Below are 21,815 nucleotides of genomic sequence, written 5' to 3' on the forward strand. Positions count from 1 at the left end.
CAACTAACAACTAACCACTAACAACTAACTCAAATTCATCGAATTTAACAACTTCAGAATCTGGTTTACTTGTGTCAAAACGATAGCTACTTACGGTGCCTTGTTCGGTGTCAAAGATGGTAAATACGGTAATTTGATTGCTGGAAATATAAGGTAATGGTTTACCGTTTTCGTCTAAAAGTGGTTCAATTGTCGGTACTACTGGTTCTAAACCGTAAGGGTCGCCAATTTCTGTATAATTACAATTACCATCATGGTTATCTGGATTGGTATTTGGTAAATTAGTTCGCTTTCTAACTCCATATGCCGCAGCGTAGGAATTACCTACATTTGATGTTTCCAAAAAGTGCATTCCACTGGAGCTAACAAAGCGATTCCATAAATGAGAATGTCCGTAAAATACTAACTGTACTTTTGCTTTTTCTAACAAAGGAATTAAGTCACGGGTAATATAATCGTCTTGTTTGGGGTATTCATATCGCACCGAGGTAATATTATTGTTGCGATCGCGTTCGATTATCTGCACTGGATCGGTGTAGGCAGGTACGATGTTATCTCCTAAAGTGTGGGGAGGATGATGAAACATCACTACTTTGTATTTTGCTTGCTGAAATTCGTCGCTGTTGAGTTCGTTTACAAGCCAATCATATTGAGTGCTACCTTTGGCAATTGGTTCGTAAATATGCTGTCCGTATCCCCAATTTTGCGGGTGATTTAATTCTTTTTCTGGCTCGGCATATTTCCCTTTATGAGAATTTTCTGCGGTAAAATAGCGCCACATATTAGTTACATATAAAACTACCAAGCGTATATCACCGAAGCTTGTTGCATAATAACCTTTTTTACCTGTTTCAGTTTCCGGTAGGCTAAATATCTTCTCGAAAGTATCGGTATTAAAAGAATTATCTTCTAAAGATTCTTTGCCATACAGCTTTAAAGCAACATCACGGGGAATGGTATCGTTAAATTCTTCATTCAAGCTTTTTCCCTGATTAAAACGTCCCATAATTTCATGATTGCCAATACAGGGAAATATAGGAGCATTTTGAATAATTTGCCCTCCGGTGTAAGTAATTTCTACACCATCATATTTCATTACATAATTAGCTGTTCCCTGGAAACAAGGGAAAAAAGCGTTGCCACGGTTATCATCAAACCATTCACTAGCACGATCTGGTATATTAACTAAATCGCCAGCAAAAAATACTGCATCGATTTGCTCAAAGGTTTGCTTCACTTTTTGTAAGTTTGCTGCTACCATCGGCTTGATTTGATGGTCGGAAGTTAATAATATTTTCAGTGGTTTATCGGGAAGTGGAGCAGGTTGAAGAGTATAAACTTGACTACTAATTGATTCATTATTTTCTGTGGTGCTTGTTACTCTATAAGAAACTCTTTCACCAGGAGTTAAATCGGTTAATAAAGCTTCATGTCGCCAAACTTCTCGGAACATTGGTTTTTGATAAATTTCCCCGTCTGCGGTTTGATTTCCGACTCGCGAGTATTTATCTTCTCTCAAATGATTTAGTTTAATAGTTTTGGCAGTCACACTTTTTGAAAAGTTACTGCCGTAATTAACTGTGTGGCGTAATGCCGCTTTGCTCAAGCTCCGCTTATCGCCCATAAATTCAGTAAACCAAACAATGCGTATAGAAGTTTGAGTCGGGAATTGTAAAAATGGTTCTGTTAATAATTTTAAGTGGGATTTCATGATCTAGGTAGTAGGAAATAGACGAAAGCATTATAGCCATTCCAATTAAATTGTGTCTTGCTCTCTAGTTACTAGTACTCCATCACATTAATTTTCCTAGGCTCGTAGTAGTGCTTCAGCACCTCCGAATTCCGAATCCGGAGGCGCTGAAGCGCTACTACGAACAATGATAAATACATTTTCTGTTCCCCGTTCCCTATTCCCCAAAAATCAAGCACTTAAAAATTCTCGTATATACTGATTAACTAACTCAGGCTGTTCTTGCTGTACCCAATGGCTACAGTTAGGAATATATTTAATTTGAAAATCTTCAACATAGGCTTCGGTACCATAGGTTAATTCTTTTCCTAATGCAGTATCTTCCTCTCCCCAAATCATTAAAGTAGGAACTTCCAAAACGCTCCAATTTTGATTAGAGAATTGTGGAAAGATATTGCGGTAATAGTTTATCATTGCTGTTAAAGCTCCACGTTTAGCAGCAGCATTTTTATAAGCGTCAATATCATATGAACTAAAAGCGCTTTTGTTAACAGCCATGCCTTTAAAAGCATTTTCAATAAATTGATAATCTTGAGCTTGAACGAATAATTCCGGAATTATAGGTAATTGGAATAAGAATACATACCAGCTACGTAACAATTGCTGCGGAGTTCGGAAACCTTCAGAAAACTTTGCATAATGGGGATGATTCAGAATAATTAATCGCTCTACCATTTGCGGATAAGCATAAGCAAAACTCCAAGCAATCCCCCCTCCCCAATCATGCCCTACCAACACGCACGAGTCGTATCCCAATCCGCGAATGATACCTTCTACATCTTTGACTAATTCAGTCATTACATAAGCCGATTGTTCTTTCGGTTTATCGCTATCGTTGTAACCGCGTAAATCTGGAGCAACTACCTTAAAATTTTTGGCAAATTCTGGAATTTGATATCGCCAAGAATACCAAAACTCAGGAAACCCATGCAGCATCAGCATCAAAGGGCCGCTTCCTTGAGTTACATAATGTAGATTTACCCCATTAGTAGTTATGTAATCGTGTTGCCAAGTTTCCATGTGGATGACTCCAGAGACTATTTGCTTATTTTACGAGGAGAAGGGGAAGAGGGGGATAGGAAGACAAGGGGAAAAGAATAAGTCCTGTTCTATTTATTACTGTTCACTGGTAACTGATAACTGATAACTGTAAAATTCTACATTATGGATTGTTCTGGAGATAGATGTATGTCTTGATTTTATATGAGTAGATGAACATAGTAATTGTTTATCAAAACTATGGAACAACAGATATCACATAAACCTTCTGCATGGATTGAACGACTGGCAAGGTTTGGTTATGCTTCTAAAGGAGCAGTTTATTTTCTTGTGGGATTGCTGGCCGTACAGGCCGCTTTTGGGCGAGGAGGAAAAAAGACGGGTACGGAAGGAGCTTTGATAACCATAGTGCAGCAACCTTTTGGTCAATTTTTACTTGGTTTGGTTGCCTTCGGTTTAATAAGTTATGCAATGTGGCGTTTCGTTGAAGCAATTAACGATCCCGAAAATAAAGGTAACGATATTAAAGGTATCGCAACGAGACTTGCTTATATCGCGAATGGTTTGGCTTATGCTGGTTTGGCTTGGACTGCGGTACAAATTATCATGGGAAGTGCAAGCAGTGGCGGGGGAGATAGTAAACAAAATTGGACTGCTCGTTTACTAAATCAACCTTTCGGACAATGGTTATTAGGAACGATTGGTGTTGCTGTAATTGCTTTCGGATTTTATTATTTATATAAAGCTTTTACTGCAAAATTTCGCAGAAAGTTAAATTTATCCGAATTAAGTAGTACAGAGCGTGAATGGGTTATAGCTATTTGTCGATTCGGTTTGGCGGCAAGAAGTATTGTATTCTTTTTAATTGGTTGGTTTGTGATTGAAGCGGCATATATGGCTCAAGCAAGTCAAGTTGGTGGACTTGATCAAGCATTGGAAACTTTATCACAGCAGCCTTACGGCCCTTGGCTATTGAGTGTTGTAGCTTTGGGCTTAATGGCTTATGGCGTATATATGGTGGTTCAAGCACGATATCGTCGTCTCGATCCAAATATGTAGATAGATAATAGGTAATAGGTAATAGGTAATAGGTAATAGGTAATAGATAATAGATAATGGGTAATAATTAAATTAAATTTAAAAATCTCAATATATCGATTTAACTTTTTATTTCTGACTGTTAACTGTTCACTGCTCACTGCTCACTGTTCCAAAAATGTCAATTACTGAAATACGCGGTGTCTGGTTAACTACTACGGGTAGTAAAGTTTTTGATTCTCGCGATAATATCGTTGAAGCGATGGAATTTCTTGCTGAAACGGGATTTAATGTTGTGTTTCCGGTAGTTTGGAATAAAGCGGCAACGCAATTTCCTTCTCAGATAATGCAGCAAAATTTTGGTGTAGAAATTAATCCGCAATATCGGGGAAGGGATGTTTTAGCAGAAGTAATTACCCAAGCGCATCGAGTTGGCTTAAAAGTAATTCCCTGGTTTGAATATGGTTTTGCTAGTTCTTACAACTCTAATGGCGGAATGTTACTGGCGAAAAAACCACAGTGGGCAGCGCGAGATTCTAAAGGCAATTTATTAAATAAAAATGGTTTTGAATGGCTTAATGCTTTAGACTTGGAAGTTCAAGATTTTTTATTAAGTTTAATACTCGAAGTTGTTAATAATTACGACGTTGATGGTATACAAGGTGATGACCGTTTACCTGCTTTACCATCTGAAGGTGGTTACGATAATGGTACTATAGAACGCTATAATCAAGAATTTGGTAAAAATCCGCCGCAAAACTCTAAAGATAGTCAATGGTTGCAGTGGCGTGCTGATATTTTAACAGATTTTTTAGCTCGTTTATATAAAGAAGTCAAAGCTGTAAATAATAATCTATTAGTATCAATGGCTCCTAATATTCACGATTGGGCATTGAAAGAGTATTTACAAGACTCGCAGACATGGTTAGAAAAAGGTTTAGTCGATATTGTTCATCCGCAAATTTATCGCCGCGATTTTAATAGCTATAAAGGTATTGTTGATCGGTTAGTCAAACAGCAATTTAATCATAAAAACTTAGTTAAACTTGCACCGGGAGTGTTAATGAAACTGGGTTCTTACAATATCAGTCCCGATTATTTGTTGCAGTTAATTGAATATAATCGTGCTTGCGGTATTCAAGGAGAAGTATTTTTCTTTTACGAAGGTTTACGAGATAATAATAATGCTTTAGCTCAGGTGTTGAAACAAGGTTATTATGCTAAGTCGGCTAATTTTCTTTGTTTGGAAGATTTGAATCAAGATGCGAGTCAGAAAGAAGTTGTTTATGAGAAGCGGGGTTTATTTAAGTTTTTGAAAAATTGGTTTTGATTTTATGACATTTGTGAATAATAACGCGCAGGATGCCCGTACCACAAGAAATATATAATATTTATTATGCAATTAGAATATAAATCGCAGATAGAAGAAAATATTCAAATTCTCAAGCACGATTTACCAACTTTGTTTAAAAAGGATATTTCTTATGATATTTATACGGATGATATCTACTTTGAAGATCCAGTAAATAAGTTTAAATGGAAATTCAACTATAGAATTATTTTTTGGACTTTAAGATTTCACGCTGGGTTGTTTTTTACAGATATTCATTTTGATTTACACGATGTATATCAATCAAATGATTATACGATTTTTGCGAAGTGGACTGTAAGGGGTACATTACGAGTACCTTGGAAAGCAAAAATATTCTTTAATGGTCATTCAAATTATAAATTAAATCAAGATGGTTCGATCTACGAACATATTGATACTTGGGATAGGAAACCTGGCGAGATTTTACGTCAGTTTTTACCTCAGAAACAGAAGCCCTAAATTACCCGCACTCTCGAAGAGTGGGGCTACAGAAACAAAGCCTGCCTTCGCAGGCTAGCAATTCAGCCTGCGAAGGTAGAGTTTGTAAATGTAGCGATACCCTTATAGGGTATTGTGAGAGAATAAGCAAACCCCTTGCAATTTATGTTAAGTCCTTTTATTCAAAACCTAATCGTAACAGCCCTAACATTTATTTACGTCTTTGGGCTGGTAGCGGTAATGAATTTCTGTGTCACTCGCTTAAAATTATCACAAGATATTAGCCGTAAAATAACTCATATTGGTGCGGGTTCTTTGATTGGATTTTTGCCACTCTATAATGATTCACATTGGTCAAAATATCTTAACGTTACTATTTTTGTTGTTTGGATAATACTGTTAATTCAAAAAGGTTTATTTGCTAGCGACGAAGATGAAGCTGTTAAAACCATGACTCGCAATGGTGATAAAAGCGAACTTTTGAAAGGACCTTTATATTTCGTAATTGTAGCTACTATCTGCGGTACTTTATTTTACAAAACCTTTCCCGGAATAATGGCGATCGCAACTCTCGGTTGGGGAGATGGAATTGCTCCTATAGTTGGCTCTCGTTACGGTAAATTGAAATATGAAGTACTTAGTAGTAAAAGTGTGGAAGGAAGTTTATCAATGTTAATTGCTGCTTTTGCTGCAAGTACGTTTTTCGTTTGGTTGATTATACCGAATGAGTTAGATATTGTCCGGATTTTACTATTATCTGCAATTGCTACAGTAGTGGAAGCTTGCAGCCCAAAGGAAATTGATAATCTGTTGATTCCCAGTGTGGTAATTTTAGCCGCTAGTATATGAGAAGGGAATAGGGAATAGTTTACTTATAACTTTAATATCATGTTACCCAGTGTAATCCAAAATCTAAAATCCAAAACAAAAGCATCCGTTGTTAAAATCCAAAATCGATTTAACCTTTAACCTGATTTTTTATTTAGGTTGAACGAATAATTCTAATAAACTAGAACCAATATATACATATCCAGAAATAACTATAGTACTGCTTACGATTAAAGCAATCAAAAAGTAAGTATATTTTATTTTGGTTAAACCGATAGCATAGCTAACTATATCCTGAGAAAGAGGCATTATTACTATCATATATAGAATACTGCGGCTACTTTTTAACTTGCCAATAAACTGATCTAATTCCTTTAAGTTAGCCTTTCCTATAAATCTTTGAGCTACCTTTCTTCCTAACTTCCTAGATATCCAAAAATTAGTACTGCATCCAATAATACTAGCTATATAACTTAATAAGAAAGCATCATGTTTGCCAAATAACGTTCCACCCACTACAAATAACGAACTTCCACTTAAAGGTGCAATAATTAAACTTGCCGCACATAAAAGCACAAATACTATAGGTGCCCATGCTCCTGTTTTTTTTACCAAGAGTTGAGCATTGCCCAAACCGATAGTTTGTAAAGCAAGCGCCAAGATTAGATAAAAAATCGCTACAAAAGAAATTGCTAATAAAATCTTTTGGAGTTTAGAGGTAAGTCGCATTGTAGTATCTATTTAAAGTAGGATTGAATTTTCTGTCAAGAATTAGTTGTTTGCTTATATAGTTACATTTTACTACTTTCAGTATCGGGACTGAATCTGTTACAAGAAATAAATGTATTCAGTAATATAAGATACACTAAAAGTTGGTTTAAATAAGTAAATGTTGGTTACGTTTTATTGTTTTCTCTGCTTTCGTGAAAAAATATAGGACTTGGGCAATCCTAATGATTTATCTAATGCTATAGATGTAAAAATTTTCTGCAACCGTAAAAACAAAACTCGTGAAAATCTTAATTGTCAAACATGAATGAAAATCAACCGTAGGGAGAATCAAACAAAAACTGATTTAGAACAAATGATTGGTAATGCCGTGCCTGTAAAATTAAGCGAATATGTTGCTAATACAATAATTGAATATATTGAAAGTAAAGCAACACCTCAATTGGAACCTAAACAACTTGTATTGAATTTTGGCGAGATTTAATAAATCTATTTATTTTTAGTCTCTTAACCCAGCTTCTCTTAACGCTTGTGCGAGCAAATCTAATAAATTTATTCTTTCTGCCCATTCTTGTAAATAGTTGAAATCTAGTTGATCGCCCTGTACTTTCATTACACCTAATACATCGCGCCACTGTCTATCTGAAATTTGATTACCCAAACGATACCAAATTAACTTTTGTAAAATAATATCTTCTGAAGTAGCAAACCAAGCTGTACGTAGAGGATTTTCACTCACAACTAATTGCTGTCTGCGCTGCATTTCAATTTGTGCTAATGGCTGTAGAGAAAGAATAAAAATATCAACTTTCAGCATGGTATCGAGATGAATAATGTTAAATGATGATTTACTATCAATTGCTTGGGTTAGCATTGCATCATCAATATAGAATTCTCCCGTCATTATTTCCACTAAAGGTTGTACCTGAGAAAGTTGTAAATCTGCAACCACATCTATATCTAAAGTAGCGCGGGGTTCGCCTAAAATAGAACTAGCTACAGAACCTCCGATTAAATAATTTATTCCTAAGTTTTCAAAAATTTCTGCAATTATTAAAGCTAATTTAATCGATTCTGCATCCACAATTTGCCTTTGATTATCTTTATAAAGTAGATTCGCTTTTTCTTTACCCAGCCATCTCACTGCTAAATATAATTGAATTTCTTTATAGTTAGCATTAGGATATTGGTTACGAATACCAATAAGATTACATTGCTGAATACCTTTAGTTGCTTGATTAATTAAATGGGCTTTTTTCCATAATGGCATTTGGCGAAAAGCCTGCATCATAAATTTGTCGATTTTATGATTAGTATCAATCGATTGGGATTGGTAATTAAGCATTTTATTACCCCGCTTTACTTGCCGGATACTGCTTTAATACCTGCTTCAAATACCTCCCCGTATACGACTTTTCATTCTTCGCTACATCTTCGGGAGTACCTACAGCGATAACTTCTCCTCCTTTATCTCCTCCTTCGGGACCTAAATCTATCACCCAATCGGAACAACGAATTACGTCTAAGTTGTGTTCAATAACCAAAATCGAATTACCTTTATCTACTAATCTTTGCAGTACATCTAATAATTTATGTACGTCGTAAAATGATAATCCGGTTGTCGGCTCGTCGATTAAGTAAAGCGTCTTCCCGGTAGCTCGACGCGATAATTCGCTGGCTAATTTTACCCGTTGCGCTTCACCACCCGATAAGGTTGTGGCTGGTTGTCCGAGTTTTACATACCCTAAACCAACATCTAGCAAAGTTTGCAGTTTATTTGCTGCTTTGGGAATGTTGGTGAAAAATTCTAATGCTTCTTCAACTGTCATATTGAGAACATCAGAAATTGATTTGTCTTTGTATTTTACCTGCAAGGTTTCGCGGTTATATCTGGCACCTTTGCAGACTTCGCACTGTACGTAGACATCTGGGAGAAAATTCATTTCGATCACGTTGACACCTTGCCCCGCACAGGCTTCGCAACGTCCGCCTTTGACATTAAACGAAAACTGCCCCGGTTTGTAACCCCGCGCTTTGGCTTCGATGGTTTCCGAAAATACCGCACGAATTGCGTCGAATATGCCCGTATAAGTTGCTGGGTTGGAACGTGGAGTTCTACCGATGGGAGATTGATCGATCACAATTGCTTTGTCAACTGCTTTCAATCCCTTCATGCCGTCAATTTCTTTCGGCATCGGAGTTTTTTTGAGCAGGTGGTGTTTTAGTGCGGGATAAAGTAACTCGTTGACTAAAGTTGATTTACCCGAACCCGAAACACCTGTAACTGAAACTAATTTACCTAAAGGAATTTCTACATCTATATTCCGTAAGTTGTTGCGATGGGCGTTTTGCATAACTAAATTAACGCCGTTTCCATCTCTTCTCTGAGCGGGAGTTTTGATTACTCTTCTTCCCGATAAGTAAGCACCAGTTAAAGAATCCTCTGCATCTAGCAGTACCTGTAAATCACCTTCTGCTACAATATGTCCTCCGTGAATACCCGCGCCTGGACCAATATCAACAATGTGGTTGGCGGCGCGAATTGTTTCTTCATCGTGTTCTACCACAATTAATGTGTTACCCAAATCCCGCAATCTAAATAAAGTTTGCAGCAATTTAGCGTTGTCGCGCTGGTGCAAACCGATACTTGGTTCGTCGAGTACGTATAACACGCCAGTTAACCCAGAACCGATTTGAGTTGCTAACCGAATTCGCTGGGCTTCTCCACCCGAAAGCGTCATTGCTGTACGATTCAAAGTTAAATAATTTAAGCCCACATCCAAAAGAAACTGCAAACGCGCTTTGATTTCGCGCAATACCAAGTCTGCAATTTGCATTTGCCGCTTACTTAACTGTAAATTATTGATTCTTTCCTGAGTGTCAGTAATCGAAACCCCAGTTAAATCCAAAATCTTATACTGTCCCAACCTTACGGCTAAAGCTTCCGGTTTCAACTTTTTACCTTCGCATACCGGACAAGGTTGATCGATAATATATTGTTCTAATTTATGTTTAATTAATTCCGAACCACCCTCATACTGGCGCTGTAAAATCGGTAACACGCCCTTAAATTTCTTGATTCGTTCCGATTCCGGCGTTTTGCTTTCTCCCTCTAAAATTATCTCTTGCTGTTCCTCAGTCAAATTTTGCCACTGCGTTTGTAACTCGAAGCCATAATCCTGTCCCAGAGAGTAAAGTAGCTCCAAGTAATAGGAATTATCTTTTTCAGACCAAGGCGCGATCGCAGCGTAAATTGGTGATTGAGCATCGGGTACAACTAAATCGCGGGAAAATCTTTTTAATGTGCCTATTCCGTGACAATTAGCACAAGCACCATAAGGTGAATTAAAGGAAAATAAACGCGGCGATAATTCTTCCATTACCGCGCCATGTTCGGGACAAGCAAAGTTTTCCGAAAAGACTAATTCTTGGTCTTTCTCTTCTTCTTTATCCCCCTCCTTTTCCAAGGAGGGGTTAGGGGAGGTAGGAGTATAGAGGATTACTGCAATACCATTAGACTGTTTTAAACACGTAGACAGAGAATCAACCAAACGCTCTTCAATACCGGCTTTTTTAATTAAACGGTCGATAACAACTTCTACAGTATGAGTATATTTTTTATCTAATTCTATAGAGTCCGAAAGTTCTCGCACTTCGCCATCGATACGAACTCGGACAAAACCTTGAGAAGCGAGACTGGATAATAATTTGGCATGAGTACCCTTCTTACCGCGCACCACCGGAGCCAAAATTTGGAACTTAGTGCGATCGGGCAACTCCATGATTTTATCAACCATTTCATCTATCGTTTGAGGAGCAATAGAGCGATCGCACACCGGGCAATGAGGCTCGCCAGCCCTACCAAACAACAGACGTAGATAATCGTAAATTTCCGTTACCGTTCCTACAGTCGAACGCGGGTTGTGAGAAGTAGACTTTTGATCGATAGAAATCGCTGGGCTTAAACCTTCAATCGCTTCCACATCCGGCTTATCCATTTGTCCCAAAAACTGCCGCGCATAGGAACTAAGCGACTCAACATAACGACGCTGCCCTTCGGCGAAGATGGTATCAAAAGCCAAAGAAGACTTACCAGAGCCAGAAACCCCAGTAAAAACAATAAGTTGACGCGAAGGAATTTCTAGATCGACATTTTTTAAATTATGCTGCCTAGCACCGCGAATGCGGATTGTATTTTGGTTAGAGTTAGGGAGTTTTCCATTTAAGGATGCAGCTAACTTTGTTTCTGACATATCAGCAAGGTGGGATGGCGGCAATGAACAATCTTTAATAATACTATCGTTACTGTAGTTATGGTAGAACAATCGTACTTAAATTTTGGAAATTAAGGTTAAAGGTTAAAGGTTAAAGGTTAAAGGTTTAAAATTCTCCTTGTCCCCTTGTCCCCCTATCTCCCCCTCTACCCCCTCTACCCCTTTTTCTCGAACAAAAACAAATTCCCCGTTTTCCCCCTTCCAACTCGAATTTCCTCATCCAAATAAGAAGTTATCCATACAGCTTCGTTGCGGAGAGCTTCGATAACTGGGATTTTTAATTCGGGTAAATCAAATGGTAAATTAAAAGGTTTTGTTGCTTGAAATCCAAATGCATCGAAGCTGACAAAAGCAGTTTTTTGATCTTCCTCACATTTCCAAATTCCAGAAGCTTGGATTTTCCATTCACCTAATAAAGGTAATTCGATTTTGGCACAGTTAGAAGCTGTAATTCCGGCATTATTCGCAGTTAAAGTTTGATATACCTGTTTAATGTTAATTCCTGTCCAATCGGGAATTGTGGCAACTTGACGAGTCACGACTGTTCCGTTGGAAGCATATATTAATTGCCAGTTACCAGATATTAAAGCTTGATTTTTTAAACTTAACGGTTGTGGAGTTGGGTTAATTTCCTCGATTTTTTGAATAATTTGATCTATATTTGGTTCTGCTTGGGGGAATATGGCTTGTTGCAATGGTAACGCTTCTACCTGTTGCATTAGCTGAGTTTTCAGAGATTGAATAGTTGGATTTTGTACTGTCATATTTTAATATTTTATAGAGGAAACTAATAGCAAAATATCATTAATCAAGAGGCAGAGCCTGGGGTGTTGACTTTGTGCCTTTTCAAAGGGTAAAAAATCATCCAAAAAACGTGTTCGCATTCAACCCCGAATCCCTCTCCCCCTCCCCTCTGCCCTTCTCCTGGAGAGGGGTGCCCGTCAGGGCGGGGTGAGGGCTACGCTCGTGTGACACAATTGCATGAACTAAAAACAATGCCCAATGCCCAATGCCCCATTCCCTCTCTCTTTAGCCATAAGTAGAGCAAACAATAAGCAAGACTAAAGTTAGTTTTCAAAATTGACTCAAATCGTTCATACTGCTGACAAAAGAAAAATTCGTAATTAATTAAGAATAGGTATCAAAACCCATCTGTATAATAATTACGAGTTACAACCTAAAAATTACTAATTATTATTATGCGTTGGGAATTTGGTCGAAAAAGCGACAATGTAGAAGATAGACGCGGTAGAAGTGTTTCTCCGGGCTTAGTTGGTGGTGGGCTTGGCGGTTTGGTGCTTACTTTAATTGCAGTTCTTTTGGGTGTAGATCCAGCAATTATCGACCAGATTGCTCCCAGAGATAACGGTTATTCTACTCCAACTCAAACGACTTCTCAACCTCAAGACGATATGGGAAAATTTGTTTCAGTTGTACTCGCCGATACCGAGGATACCTGGAATCCGCTATTTCGACAAATGGGAGCAAACTACCGGGAACCGAAATTAGTTCTTTTTAGCGATGCAGTACAATCAGCTTGCGGTTATACGAGTGCTGCGGTAGGCCCTTTTTACTGTCCCCCAGACGAAAAAGTATATTTAGATACAAGTTTTTTCCGAGATTTAAAAAACAAGCTTGGCGCACCCGGAGATTTTGCTCAAGCATATGTAATCGCTCACGAAGTTGGACATCACGTGCAAAACTTGATGGGAATATCCGACAAAGTTAGAAGCGTCCAAAATCGAGTTGGTAAAGTTGAAGCAAACCAACTTTCCGTCAGATTGGAATTGCAAGCAGACTGTTTCGCCGGTATTTGGGCGAATAAAGCACAGAAAGCAAGACAAATTCTCGAACCTGGCGATATTGAAGAAGCCCTGAATGCCGCTGCAAGTATCGGAGACGATAGATTGCAAAAGCAAGCCAAAGGATATGTCGTCCCCGAATCCTTTACACACGGAAGTTCTGCACAAAGGGTTAAATGGTTTAAAACAGGTTTTCAATCGGGTAGCGTTGATGCTTGTAATACTTTTGAAAGTTGAGAATTGGGCAAAGCTTAAAGGTTATAATTCCCCTTGTCCCCTTGTCTCCCCATCTCCCCATCACCCCATCACCCCATCCATTCCAAAATTTCTGGGTTCACCAAATCGGGAACTTCATCATGGGGACAGTGCCCCGCTCCTGGTATAGGTACTATCTTGATATCTTTGCCGTTATCTCTAGCTTGTTCGTAAACTTTTGCTCCTGTAATCGGTGTCCAGGGGTCATCTGCACCCCAAATTATTAATAATGGACGCTCGACCTTTGGCAACAATTCCTCTGGGGAAACACCGGGAGGCGCTGTTAATATTGATGCAAATACTTGCTGTGCGCCTTCGTCACAAGATGGTTCGTAAAGCATATCTACTAATTCATCGGTGACAGCATTGCGATCGCGATAAACTTGATAAAGCGTGCGGCGAATTTGCGATTTTCTGCGAATATTATTAAATACAAATTTACCTGTTATCTGATTGCTCACCAATTTATTAAAACTCCCCATAACAAAACCTAATACTGGGTTTAGTTCATCAGAGCGATGGCTCAATCCTCCCGCAGCGTTAATTAAAACAGCGCCGCTGGTGATTTCGGGGTGTTCTACGGCTATAGTCAAGCTAATTAATGCACCGACGGAGTTACCGATAAATACGGCAGGCTGTTTAATCTGCTCTTGATAAAAATCTTTGAGTAACTCTACCCATAAATCGACGCTGTAATCAATCAGCGCTTTATCGGAGCCGCCAAATCCTAGTAAATCAAGTGCAAAAACTTGATAGCCAGCGTCAGCTAATACGGGAATATTTTTCTTCCAATGTCCGATAGATGCGCCGAAACCGTGAATTAGTACTAAAGGTTTTCCCGTACCCATGACGGTGTATTGAATTTTGTAACCTTTCCAATTCCAAAAGAGTTTTTCAAAGGTTGTTGTTTGTGGTGTGGTAGTCACGGTTTTTGTGAAGATAAGTGAAGGCTTTCTTATTATGTTAACGGTTTGTAGGTGTTAATAACCCACGCAGGTGGCTTTTGTTTGTGTAGCTAAGCCAGTGTGTTGGGCGGGTTCCCCGACTTGAAGGAACTGGCGTGCGGTTTCAACCGCCGGGTAAATGGCTATTTATTAATAAATAAAAGACTAATACGTAATTATTCTTAGTTGAAATTATTTAGAGAATAAAGCAATGATAAAGATTTAAAAAATAGCTCTTTTATTGTTAGTTTGATTCAGTTTAAGGGATTAATAAATTAAGATTCACAGGCTGATTTGTCTTTGAATTTGTTTTATTAATTGTGTGGTTGAAAGAATGAATCAAAATTATATTGCTGCTTTAAGTAAAATCATTTTGGCTGCGGCTTCGACAACGGCGATCGCCTTTCCTGTATCTGGAGCGTTTGCGGCTGAGAGTTTTTCTACTGCTGGTGACGAAACTGTCGAAAATATTCAGTTACAACGGTTGTTACTGGCAGATAATGACGATGAGGATGAAAAAAAGGCTGGTGTAATGCTACCGGAAACTGTGAAAGCAGCAGTTTTTAAAGATATCTCCGAGCAAACAAAAGTAGAATATTCAGCTTTGCGGTTGTTGAAAGCAGAAAAAACAACTTGGGTAAATGGTTGTTTGGGTTTGAAAGGAAACTGTAGTAAAGGTTTGGTTCCCGGTTATATAGCCGTGGTTGCTAGCGACAGCCAAATGTGGGTTTATCGCACCGATAAATCGGGGAAAATAGCCAAGTTGGATGAAGAATCCACTCAAACTTACAGCGCTATGATGGTTAAGCGACAAACAGTCATGAGTCAAGTAAGCCGTCGCGATATGCAGGTACAGCGCCGCTCTCGGGTACTCTCTGCTAATAGCAGCAGTACTCAAGCTAGAGCTACTAATGTTGCAGCACGCAGCACCCAAGTTAATGCCAGCAGTCAGGTTAAAATCAAAAGCAAATCGGGAATCGCGATCGCAATTTTACAGCCAGCAGGAAATCTTTCTGAAGTCATTACCCGTGTTTCTGTAAAAACTAAAGGCGGTAAGAAAGGTTTTTATAAAGAGCGGTTTTTAGGTGATTACAAATACAAAATTAAGCAAAAGCAGAAAGCCAAATTTGTTAAGGGATTAAAAACTGGCGATAGAATGGTTGTTCGTTTGTACGATATGCAAAAACGCTTTATCGGCTACAGCGAATTTGAATATTTGTCAGCCAATACTGTAGTTAACTTGATTTTGCCCAGCAATCCCGCCCAAAATCAAGTTGTTCGCACCGTCTACGGAATTGACTCAGATTTTGACGGTAACATTGATGCAAACTCTAACACCTACAGCTACTTTACCGAAGTTCGTAACCAGCGCGTGAGTTTCCTTAGCAGCAGCAGCAATATCAACGTCAGCGAATTCCAAATGCAGGGAATATCAACTGCCAGCAGCGTTTATTCCGCTTCTTTTTCCAGCGGTGAATATTCCCTTGCTAATAGCTCTATGGACATTTTTAGTTCTGATTCTGCTGCCGCTTTAAAAGCCGCTCCCGGTAGTATAGTTAAAATTACCGAAGTCAGCCAACAGAATAATTCCTTCGATGTCACCCAGCAAATGATGGCTTATCGTGATGTCGGTGTATCCCGCAACATTCAGGTAGCATTTTCTGACGTATCAAGGAATCACTGGGCAAAAGATTTTATTGCCGAATTAGCTGCCTTAGAAATTATTGAAGGATTCCCCGACGGTACTTTTCGTCCCGACGAACAAGTCAACCGCGCTCAATTTGCAGCGATGATTAATCAAGCCTTTGAAAAAGTCAAAGTTCGCAAAGCCATCAAATTTAGCGATGTTTCCAATCGTTATTGGGCATCCAACGCTATTACTAAAGCATACGAAATGGGCTTTTTGACTGTAGAAGATAGTAAATTCAAACCTAAAAAAGCCCTTTCGCGTTTAGAAGTCTTGCTTGCATTTGCGCGGGGACTTAACTATAACGTCAGTGGTTCCACAGAAACAATATTGACAGCTTATACAGATGCCACAATGATTCGCAGCGACGTGCGGAGTGCGATCGCCGCTCTGACACAAAGGGGAGTTGTGGTTAATTATCCCAACGTATCAACCCTAAATGCTGAAAAAGTAGCAACCAGAGCCGAAGTTAGCGCCTTGCTATATAAAGCTTTAGTTAGTACCGGCGAGGTAGCAGATATATCATCGCAGTACGCCGTCGGACAAACCCAAGAAGCCGCAGAATTAGAGCAGATTGCCGAAATGGAAGAAAACGACAATGTTAACGTTAGTCGTACTAAAAAACCCAAACAGAATTGCAACCAAGGAATTGGTAACGGTGCTGAAGGCTGCGATCCAGGAAATTCTCGTCCCCACGGTGGTAGCAACGACGAAGGTGGACGTACTCCAGGTGGAAAAAGATAATAGTTTATTTGTTTATTAAGTAATATAGATTACGACTAGGATGAGTATTTTTGCTCATCCTATTTTTTGTATTGGATTTGATAGAGAATCAATATATTGCATTACGCAGACAAAAAAAAGTGACGTAGCAGTGCTACGTCTCTAGATTAATATTTTGTCAGTATCAAATTTATGTATTTACACTAAAATCAACCTTGACAATAATATCGTTAAAGTCTCTGTCCCCACCTCCTGTTAAATCTTCAAATCCGAAAAGATTATCGCCGAGCATCATAACATGATCGACACCATCGGAATTAGCACCAAGGAATGGGAAGAAAACCTCATTGAAATTCTCTACAGTACCGTCAACAATTAAGAAAGGTACAAATATCGAACCAGCATCAAATTCGCCTTCAAAACTTGCTGTAGACTGATTTTTTACACTTAAATCAATGCTAGTGATACGGTTTTGAACTGCTGCTTGTGCGTAACCGGCATCTCCAACTAGTATATCTGCCGTACCGTCGCCGTCGGTATCTATACCACCATCTTCATCAGTAACTTGGAAGAAACCAACAAGGTTCTCATATGCAGCTTCGCGGTTAACGGTAAATTTTACCTTTTGCTTGCCGCTTAATTCTTCGCTTCTCAAATCAAGCACTGCGATTTCATCTTGCAATCCGTTGCCGATAGTTTTCTTAGCTTTAGCATCGAATTTCATCTTGATTTTTACACCTGCAAAATCTAAATCAAAGTCATTTTTTTCAAACTCGGATACTTCCAAGAAATCAGTAGAAGAAAAAGTTACTTGCGATAATTTGACTTTGCCTTTCTTCACATCTTTAAGGCTACCATTTTTCACCGACAAGAAACGGAAAGTAGTATCGCTGCTAAATTCTAAAACCTTTTCAATATCGGTATCGGAGAAACCTTGAGGCGTATTTCCTAACAAAGAAAATATGCTTTGAGAACGTTTTAAAGCGACTTCGGCATACTTTTCATCATCGGGAGAAATCCCATCAATAGTTCCCTCTTCATCATCAACGGTAAAGAAACCAATTTCTTGGAATTCTTTGACACTTTTACTCTTGAAAGAAAACTTGATGGAAGATTTACCGTTTTTGAATTTGCTTTTGAACTTGAAGGTTTGCTTGGTTTTAGATATTAAGCTGAAATCTACTTGATCGTCGTCACTGTCATTGTCATTATCATCACCTATAGAAACATCTGGTTTTTCATCAACAATAGTTTCTATATCGTCACTGTTAATGGTGATAGTACCCATCGCGATATCCATTTTAGAAACCATATACTCGCTTGTTTCTACTAAGCTTAAAGCGATAGTTTCATTTTCTTCAGTATCAGAATCATCGCTAATATCTAAAGTTACCTTAGCCGTTTTTTCTCCTGTTTTGAAAGTAATCTTACCCTTGCTACCATCAAACCCTTCATCAGCGCCGGTTAAAGAGTAATCTTCCTTAAATTTAGCAGTACCAGTAACGGTAAATTCAACTGTTAAAGCCGCAGTTACTTCACCCGTGCGAGTGAAAGTGTAAGTAACTTGATTGCTGCTACTACCTTCGGTAATGGTATTAGAATCAACCGATAAACTTACTTCCGGTTTTTCTTTTTGAAATTCTCCTTCTTCTAATTTAACAAGGAATGTATCTCTAGAATTGTCAGTTTTTAGAGTTTTATCTCCGAAAGTAGCTTCTTGGTAAAACTCACCAGCAATGTAGATTTTGCCATCATTTACAGCGATATCGGAGACAGTTTCTCCATTCATACCGCCGATATTTTGCGCCCACTTTACCTTACCCTCGCTGTCAAATTTGGCGATAAAAGCATCTTCACCTTCACTACTTTCGCCACCTTGATCGTAAAGCATGAAATTACCAATACTCATGCTTTCGCTTTTGTAATATCCAGTGACGTAACTATTGCCCATATCATCAACAGCAATAGCTTCGACTTCAACATTACTCTTATTTTCACTGTCGAAATCTTTTGCCCAAACTACATCACCTTTACTATCTAATTTGGTAACAAATACATCACCATTTTCACCACCTTCAATAGGAGCAGCATTGCCAAAAGTTAATGACTCTCTGAATTCTCCAGCAATGTAAGTATTACCTGTATTATCTATAGCAATATCTTCAGCTACGACATAATTAGTAGTGTCACCAAAAGTCTTTTTCCATGTTTCGCTGCCATCGTCTTTATTCAGTTTGACAACCGAAACATTTTCTGCGCCGCTTTCAAGATTTTCAGTCATGAAAAGATAGGCATTACCTTCTTTATCCACAACGACATCTTCAGCTTGATCTAATTCTAAATCAGCACCAAAGTCTTTTGCCCACAGTACATCACCTTTACTATCTAATTTAGCAACAAATACATCATCGGATTGTCCGCCATCAAGAGCAGGAGTACTACCAAAAGTTACTTGTCCTGAAAAACCTCCAGTAATGTAGGAATTACCATCAGCATCTACTTCAATACCAGAGGCTTCGTCATTGCTCGTACCGCCGAAGGTTTTCGACCATAATTCATCACTATTTGCAGCAAGTTTGGTGACAAAAATATCGTCTGATTCAGCACCAGGTAGAGAAGGATCTTCAGAGGGAGTTATATTCTCAAATGTGCCGGTAAAGTAGACTTCACCATCACTATTTACGGCTATATCTTCAACATAATCATTATTTTCATTGCCAAAATTCTTTGCCCAATCAATTTTTCCATCTGTATCGAATTTGGCAACAAAAACATCCGAACCACCTGCGGATGTAAGAGTGTCATTCCCAAGGATAACTTCGCCTGTAAAATCTCCCGTTGCGTAAGTATTCCCTTCAGCATCCACCGCTAGGAATTCATAGCCATTATCAGCAGCATTAAACTTCTCTGCCCAAGGAGCCTTTAACATAACGTCATCATTGCCGATAACATTCATTTTCATGGCATCTTCATTTGTCCAAGAATCCATTCTTGCATCGGACATTTCTGGATTATTAATAATGTAATCAGCACCCTCTTCCAAACTTAACTTAATAGTTTCATCCGACTCAATTTCATTATCTGCAATCGGTGTAATAGTAATAGTGGCTTCGCTTTGTTTGGCAGCAATAGTAATTGTACCTTGACTACCATCAAAACCTTCATCAGCCCCTGTTAAATCGTAATCTTCCGAAGTCGCATCACCGCTGACAGTAAAGTTGACTGTTAAATCATTTGTAGTATCGCCATCGCGCTTAAAAGTGTATACCAACGCTTTACCACTATCTTCAGCAATACTCATAGAGTCAAAAGCTAGACTGACTCCTGGCGGCATTAATATTTCATCCATGTTTATTAGCCTTATGTTTTATTAATAAAAAGGTTTCTTATTGGTTTTAACTTAAGTTAGTTTTGAATGTCAAAAATTAGTGACTAAATTAGAAAATCTACGTATTTACACTTAAACATTTGAAAGCAAAATTGGTTGTTCGCAATAATACAGTTGTTATTTATCTGACTTTTCATGCTAAGTCCTGAGTCAACCAAAAAACGTTACTTTTTCTACAGACTTATTATCAATAACTATAAACTAATGATAATTAGTCCCCAAAGAATTAGGGTTCTCAATGCGGCTAAAATGACGCTTTCAACATCCCGTGAAAAGTCAGGTTATTTATGCATCCCATTATGTCTATAGAACCCATTTATAATGAAGAATATTACCTAAGTATTGCCATTGAAAACTTACTTAGAGGAAGGGTAAATCAGTTTCTGCTGGTGACTTGTTAGCGCCAACAGGTTTAACAGAAACTGTAAAAAAGTTATATGTAAATTATTCCGTAGGATTGGTTTACAGATAAATAGAGAAGTGAGATGGGGAAAAGAGGAATAAATTATCTACCTATGCAATTATTAACTTTTAGCCCTTAGCTCCTCACTTTTTATGTCGTTACCGATTATCTACCATCCAGATTACGTTACCCCATTACCGGATGCGCATCGTTTCCCAATGCCAAAGTTTCGCTTACTTTATGAATTACTTTTATCCGATGGAGTAGCGGATTTACAACAGTTTTATATTCCCCAAAAACCTAATCAAGAAACTATCGAATTAGTTCATACACCAGATTTTGTAGAAGGTTATTTACAAGGAACCCTCGATACAAAAGCACAACGACGCATCGGTTTACCGTGGAGTCCGCAATTAGTTAATCGTACCTGTACGGCGGTTGGTGGTACAATTTTGGCGGCGAAATTAGCTTTAAGTAAAGGTTTAGCTTGTAATACTGCTGGAGGTACCCATCACGCTTTCCCCAGTTATGGCTCCGGTTTTTGTATTTTCAATGACTTCGCGATCGCAACTCGTGTCATCCAAAAACTCAACCTGGCGCAAAAAATTCTCATCGTCGATTTAGACGTGCATCAAGGAGACGGTACTGCTTTTATATTTCAAGATGACGAAAGCGTTTTTACCTTCTCGATGCATTGCGAAGTTAACTTTCCCGGTAAAAAACAAAAAAGCGATTTAGACGTACCTCTTCCCGAAGCAATGGAAGACGATGCATACTTGCAAACTTTAGCTAAATATCTACCGGATTTACTCGCACAAATAAATCCAGATTTAGTATTATATGATGCCGGAGTGGATACTCATATAGGCGATAAATTGGGAAAGCTGGCTTTAACAGATACCGGAATTTATCGTCGGGAAATGCAGGTATTGAGTACTTGCGTCGCTGCTGGTTATCCCGTTGCTTGCGTTATTGGTGGCGGTTATGCGGATGATATGAAATCTTTAGTGTGGCGGCATTCTTTGTTACATCGGGCTGCGAGTGAGGTGTTTCGGCAGTTTGGGTTGTGATTATTTGCGAAATTACCAATCAACAATGTAGAGAGCTTCGCAGTGCTACGTCTCTACATTATAAAAAATACAGCAGTTTGCAGAAAAATGAAGTACAGTCTTGCGATTCCTGCCC

General features: G+C 38.5%; 16 protein-coding genes. 8 read left to right on the top strand and 8 right to left on the bottom strand.

Annotated elements, in window-relative coordinates; all coding sequences use genetic code 11:
- Window positions 1–10 precede the first annotated feature (10 nt).
- Both ACM03V_RS10590 and ACM03V_RS10595 read right to left on the bottom strand, forming a co-directional pair.
- A complete protein-coding gene (locus tag ACM03V_RS10590) occupies window positions 11–1,711 on the bottom strand; it encodes a metallophosphoesterase family protein (protein WP_414620737.1) in 1,701 nt (566 codons plus the stop codon).
- Between the two features lie 210 nt (window positions 1,712–1,921).
- Window positions 1,922–2,770 carry an alpha/beta fold hydrolase gene (locus ACM03V_RS10595; protein WP_414620738.1) on the bottom strand — a complete coding sequence of 283 codons (849 nt, stop codon included), beginning with the start codon at window positions 2,768–2,770 and terminating at the stop codon, window positions 1,922–1,924.
- A 219-nt stretch (window positions 2,771–2,989) separates the two neighbouring features.
- Here ACM03V_RS10595 and ACM03V_RS10600 point away from each other — a divergent pair, with 219 nt between their 5' ends.
- The 4 genes from ACM03V_RS10600 to ACM03V_RS10615 all read left to right on the top strand — a co-directional run bounded on the left by ACM03V_RS10600 (window position 2,990) and on the right by ACM03V_RS10615 (window position 6,446).
- The gene (locus tag ACM03V_RS10600; protein ID WP_414620739.1) at window positions 2,990–3,808 is read left to right on the top strand and encodes a DUF1206 domain-containing protein; all 819 of its coding nucleotides are present in this window, start codon (window positions 2,990–2,992) and stop codon (window positions 3,806–3,808) included.
- 157 nt (window positions 3,809–3,965) lie between these two features.
- Complete coding sequence (locus ACM03V_RS10605) at window positions 3,966–5,117, top strand: glycoside hydrolase family 10 protein (RefSeq protein WP_414620740.1); 1,152 nt, start codon at window positions 3,966–3,968, stop codon at window positions 5,115–5,117.
- Between the two features lie 66 nt (window positions 5,118–5,183).
- Window positions 5,184–5,618, top strand: a complete 435-nt coding sequence (locus ACM03V_RS10610) for a DUF2358 domain-containing protein (RefSeq protein ID WP_414620741.1) — start codon at window positions 5,184–5,186, stop codon at window positions 5,616–5,618.
- A 144-nt stretch (window positions 5,619–5,762) separates the two neighbouring features.
- Window positions 5,763–6,446 carry a diacylglycerol/polyprenol kinase family protein gene (locus ACM03V_RS10615; RefSeq protein ID WP_414620742.1) on the top strand — a complete coding sequence of 228 codons (684 nt, stop codon included), beginning with the start codon at window positions 5,763–5,765 and terminating at the stop codon, window positions 6,444–6,446.
- A 129-nt stretch (window positions 6,447–6,575) separates the two neighbouring features.
- Here ACM03V_RS10615 and ACM03V_RS10620 read toward each other — a convergent pair whose 3' ends face one another.
- Window positions 6,576–7,154, bottom strand: a complete 579-nt coding sequence (locus tag ACM03V_RS10620) for a TVP38/TMEM64 family protein (protein WP_414620743.1) — start codon at window positions 7,152–7,154, stop codon at window positions 6,576–6,578.
- Window positions 7,155–7,461: 307 nt separating this feature from the next.
- Between ACM03V_RS10620 and ACM03V_RS10625 the strand changes: the two genes are divergently transcribed.
- The gene (locus ACM03V_RS10625; protein ID WP_414620767.1) at window positions 7,462–7,638 is read left to right on the top strand and encodes a hypothetical protein; all 177 of its coding nucleotides are present in this window, start codon (window positions 7,462–7,464) and stop codon (window positions 7,636–7,638) included.
- 15 nt (window positions 7,639–7,653) lie between these two features.
- On the opposite strand, the gene ACM03V_RS10630 is transcribed toward ACM03V_RS10625, so the two are convergent.
- From ACM03V_RS10630 to ACM03V_RS10640, 3 genes are all read right to left on the bottom strand, one after another.
- The gene (locus ACM03V_RS10630) at window positions 7,654–8,499 is read right to left on the bottom strand and encodes a hypothetical protein (RefSeq protein WP_414620744.1); all 846 of its coding nucleotides are present in this window, start codon (window positions 8,497–8,499) and stop codon (window positions 7,654–7,656) included.
- A gap of 4 nt (window positions 8,500–8,503) precedes the next feature.
- On the bottom strand, window positions 8,504–11,407 hold the full coding sequence (uvrA, locus tag ACM03V_RS10635; protein WP_414620745.1) for an excinuclease ABC subunit UvrA: 2,904 nt from the start codon (window positions 11,405–11,407) through the stop codon (window positions 8,504–8,506).
- Window positions 11,408–11,583: 176 nt separating this feature from the next.
- Window positions 11,584–12,192 carry a PAP/fibrillin family protein gene (locus tag ACM03V_RS10640; RefSeq protein WP_414620746.1) on the bottom strand — a complete coding sequence of 203 codons (609 nt, stop codon included), beginning with the start codon at window positions 12,190–12,192 and terminating at the stop codon, window positions 11,584–11,586.
- Between the two features lie 435 nt (window positions 12,193–12,627).
- Here ACM03V_RS10640 and ACM03V_RS10645 point away from each other — a divergent pair, with 435 nt between their 5' ends.
- The gene (locus ACM03V_RS10645) at window positions 12,628–13,467 is read left to right on the top strand and encodes a neutral zinc metallopeptidase (RefSeq protein WP_414620747.1); all 840 of its coding nucleotides are present in this window, start codon (window positions 12,628–12,630) and stop codon (window positions 13,465–13,467) included.
- Between the two features lie 68 nt (window positions 13,468–13,535).
- Here ACM03V_RS10645 and ACM03V_RS10650 read toward each other — a convergent pair whose 3' ends face one another.
- On the bottom strand, window positions 13,536–14,411 hold the full coding sequence (locus tag ACM03V_RS10650; RefSeq protein WP_414620748.1) for an alpha/beta fold hydrolase: 876 nt from the start codon (window positions 14,409–14,411) through the stop codon (window positions 13,536–13,538).
- 352 nt (window positions 14,412–14,763) lie between these two features.
- Between ACM03V_RS10650 and ACM03V_RS10655 the strand changes: the two genes are divergently transcribed.
- Window positions 14,764–16,860: an S-layer homology domain-containing protein gene (locus tag ACM03V_RS10655; RefSeq protein WP_414620749.1), complete on the top strand. Its 2,097-nt coding sequence runs from the start codon at window positions 14,764–14,766 to the stop codon at window positions 16,858–16,860.
- 169 nt (window positions 16,861–17,029) lie between these two features.
- Here the strand turns inward: ACM03V_RS10655 and ACM03V_RS10660 are convergent, their stop codons facing one another.
- Window positions 17,030–20,188 carry a DUF4114 domain-containing protein gene (locus tag ACM03V_RS10660; RefSeq protein ID WP_414620750.1) on the bottom strand — a complete coding sequence of 1,053 codons (3,159 nt, stop codon included), beginning with the start codon at window positions 20,186–20,188 and terminating at the stop codon, window positions 17,030–17,032.
- Window positions 20,189–20,782: 594 nt separating this feature from the next.
- Between ACM03V_RS10660 and ACM03V_RS10665 the strand changes: the two genes are divergently transcribed.
- Complete coding sequence (locus ACM03V_RS10665) at window positions 20,783–21,700, top strand: histone deacetylase (RefSeq protein ID WP_414620751.1); 918 nt, start codon at window positions 20,783–20,785, stop codon at window positions 21,698–21,700.
- Window positions 21,701–21,815: the final 115 nt, after the last annotated feature.

This window comes from Calothrix sp. CCY 0018, assembly GCF_963920925.1.
GTDB lineage: Bacteria > Cyanobacteriota > Cyanobacteriia > Cyanobacteriales > Nostocaceae > Rivularia.

Coding starts and splice junctions, on each gene's coding strand:
- ACM03V_RS10605 (WP_414620740.1), top strand. CDS start 3,966: ATGTCAATTACTGAAATACGCGGTGTCTGGTTAACTACTACGGGTAGT.
- ACM03V_RS10660 (WP_414620750.1), bottom strand. CDS start 20,188: ATGGATGAAATATTAATGCCGCCAGGAGTCAGTCTAGCTTTTGACTCT.
- ACM03V_RS10610 (WP_414620741.1), top strand. CDS start 5,184: ATGCAATTAGAATATAAATCGCAGATAGAAGAAAATATTCAAATTCTC.
- ACM03V_RS10645 (WP_414620747.1), top strand. CDS start 12,628: ATGCGTTGGGAATTTGGTCGAAAAAGCGACAATGTAGAAGATAGACGC.
- ACM03V_RS10655 (WP_414620749.1), top strand. CDS start 14,764: ATGAATCAAAATTATATTGCTGCTTTAAGTAAAATCATTTTGGCTGCG.
- ACM03V_RS10615 (WP_414620742.1), top strand. CDS start 5,763: ATGTTAAGTCCTTTTATTCAAAACCTAATCGTAACAGCCCTAACATTT.
- uvrA (WP_414620745.1), bottom strand. CDS start 11,407: ATGTCAGAAACAAAGTTAGCTGCATCCTTAAATGGAAAACTCCCTAAC.
- ACM03V_RS10630 (WP_414620744.1), bottom strand. CDS start 8,499: ATGCTTAATTACCAATCCCAATCGATTGATACTAATCATAAAATCGAC.
- ACM03V_RS10640 (WP_414620746.1), bottom strand. CDS start 12,192: ATGACAGTACAAAATCCAACTATTCAATCTCTGAAAACTCAGCTAATG.
- ACM03V_RS10600 (WP_414620739.1), top strand. CDS start 2,990: ATGGAACAACAGATATCACATAAACCTTCTGCATGGATTGAACGACTG.
- ACM03V_RS10590 (WP_414620737.1), bottom strand. CDS start 1,711: ATGAAATCCCACTTAAAATTATTAACAGAACCATTTTTACAATTCCCG.
- ACM03V_RS10620 (WP_414620743.1), bottom strand. CDS start 7,154: ATGCGACTTACCTCTAAACTCCAAAAGATTTTATTAGCAATTTCTTTT.
- ACM03V_RS10595 (WP_414620738.1), bottom strand. CDS start 2,770: ATGGAAACTTGGCAACACGATTACATAACTACTAATGGGGTAAATCTA.
- ACM03V_RS10665 (WP_414620751.1), top strand. CDS start 20,783: ATGTCGTTACCGATTATCTACCATCCAGATTACGTTACCCCATTACCG.
- ACM03V_RS10625 (WP_414620767.1), top strand. CDS start 7,462: ATGAAAATCAACCGTAGGGAGAATCAAACAAAAACTGATTTAGAACAA.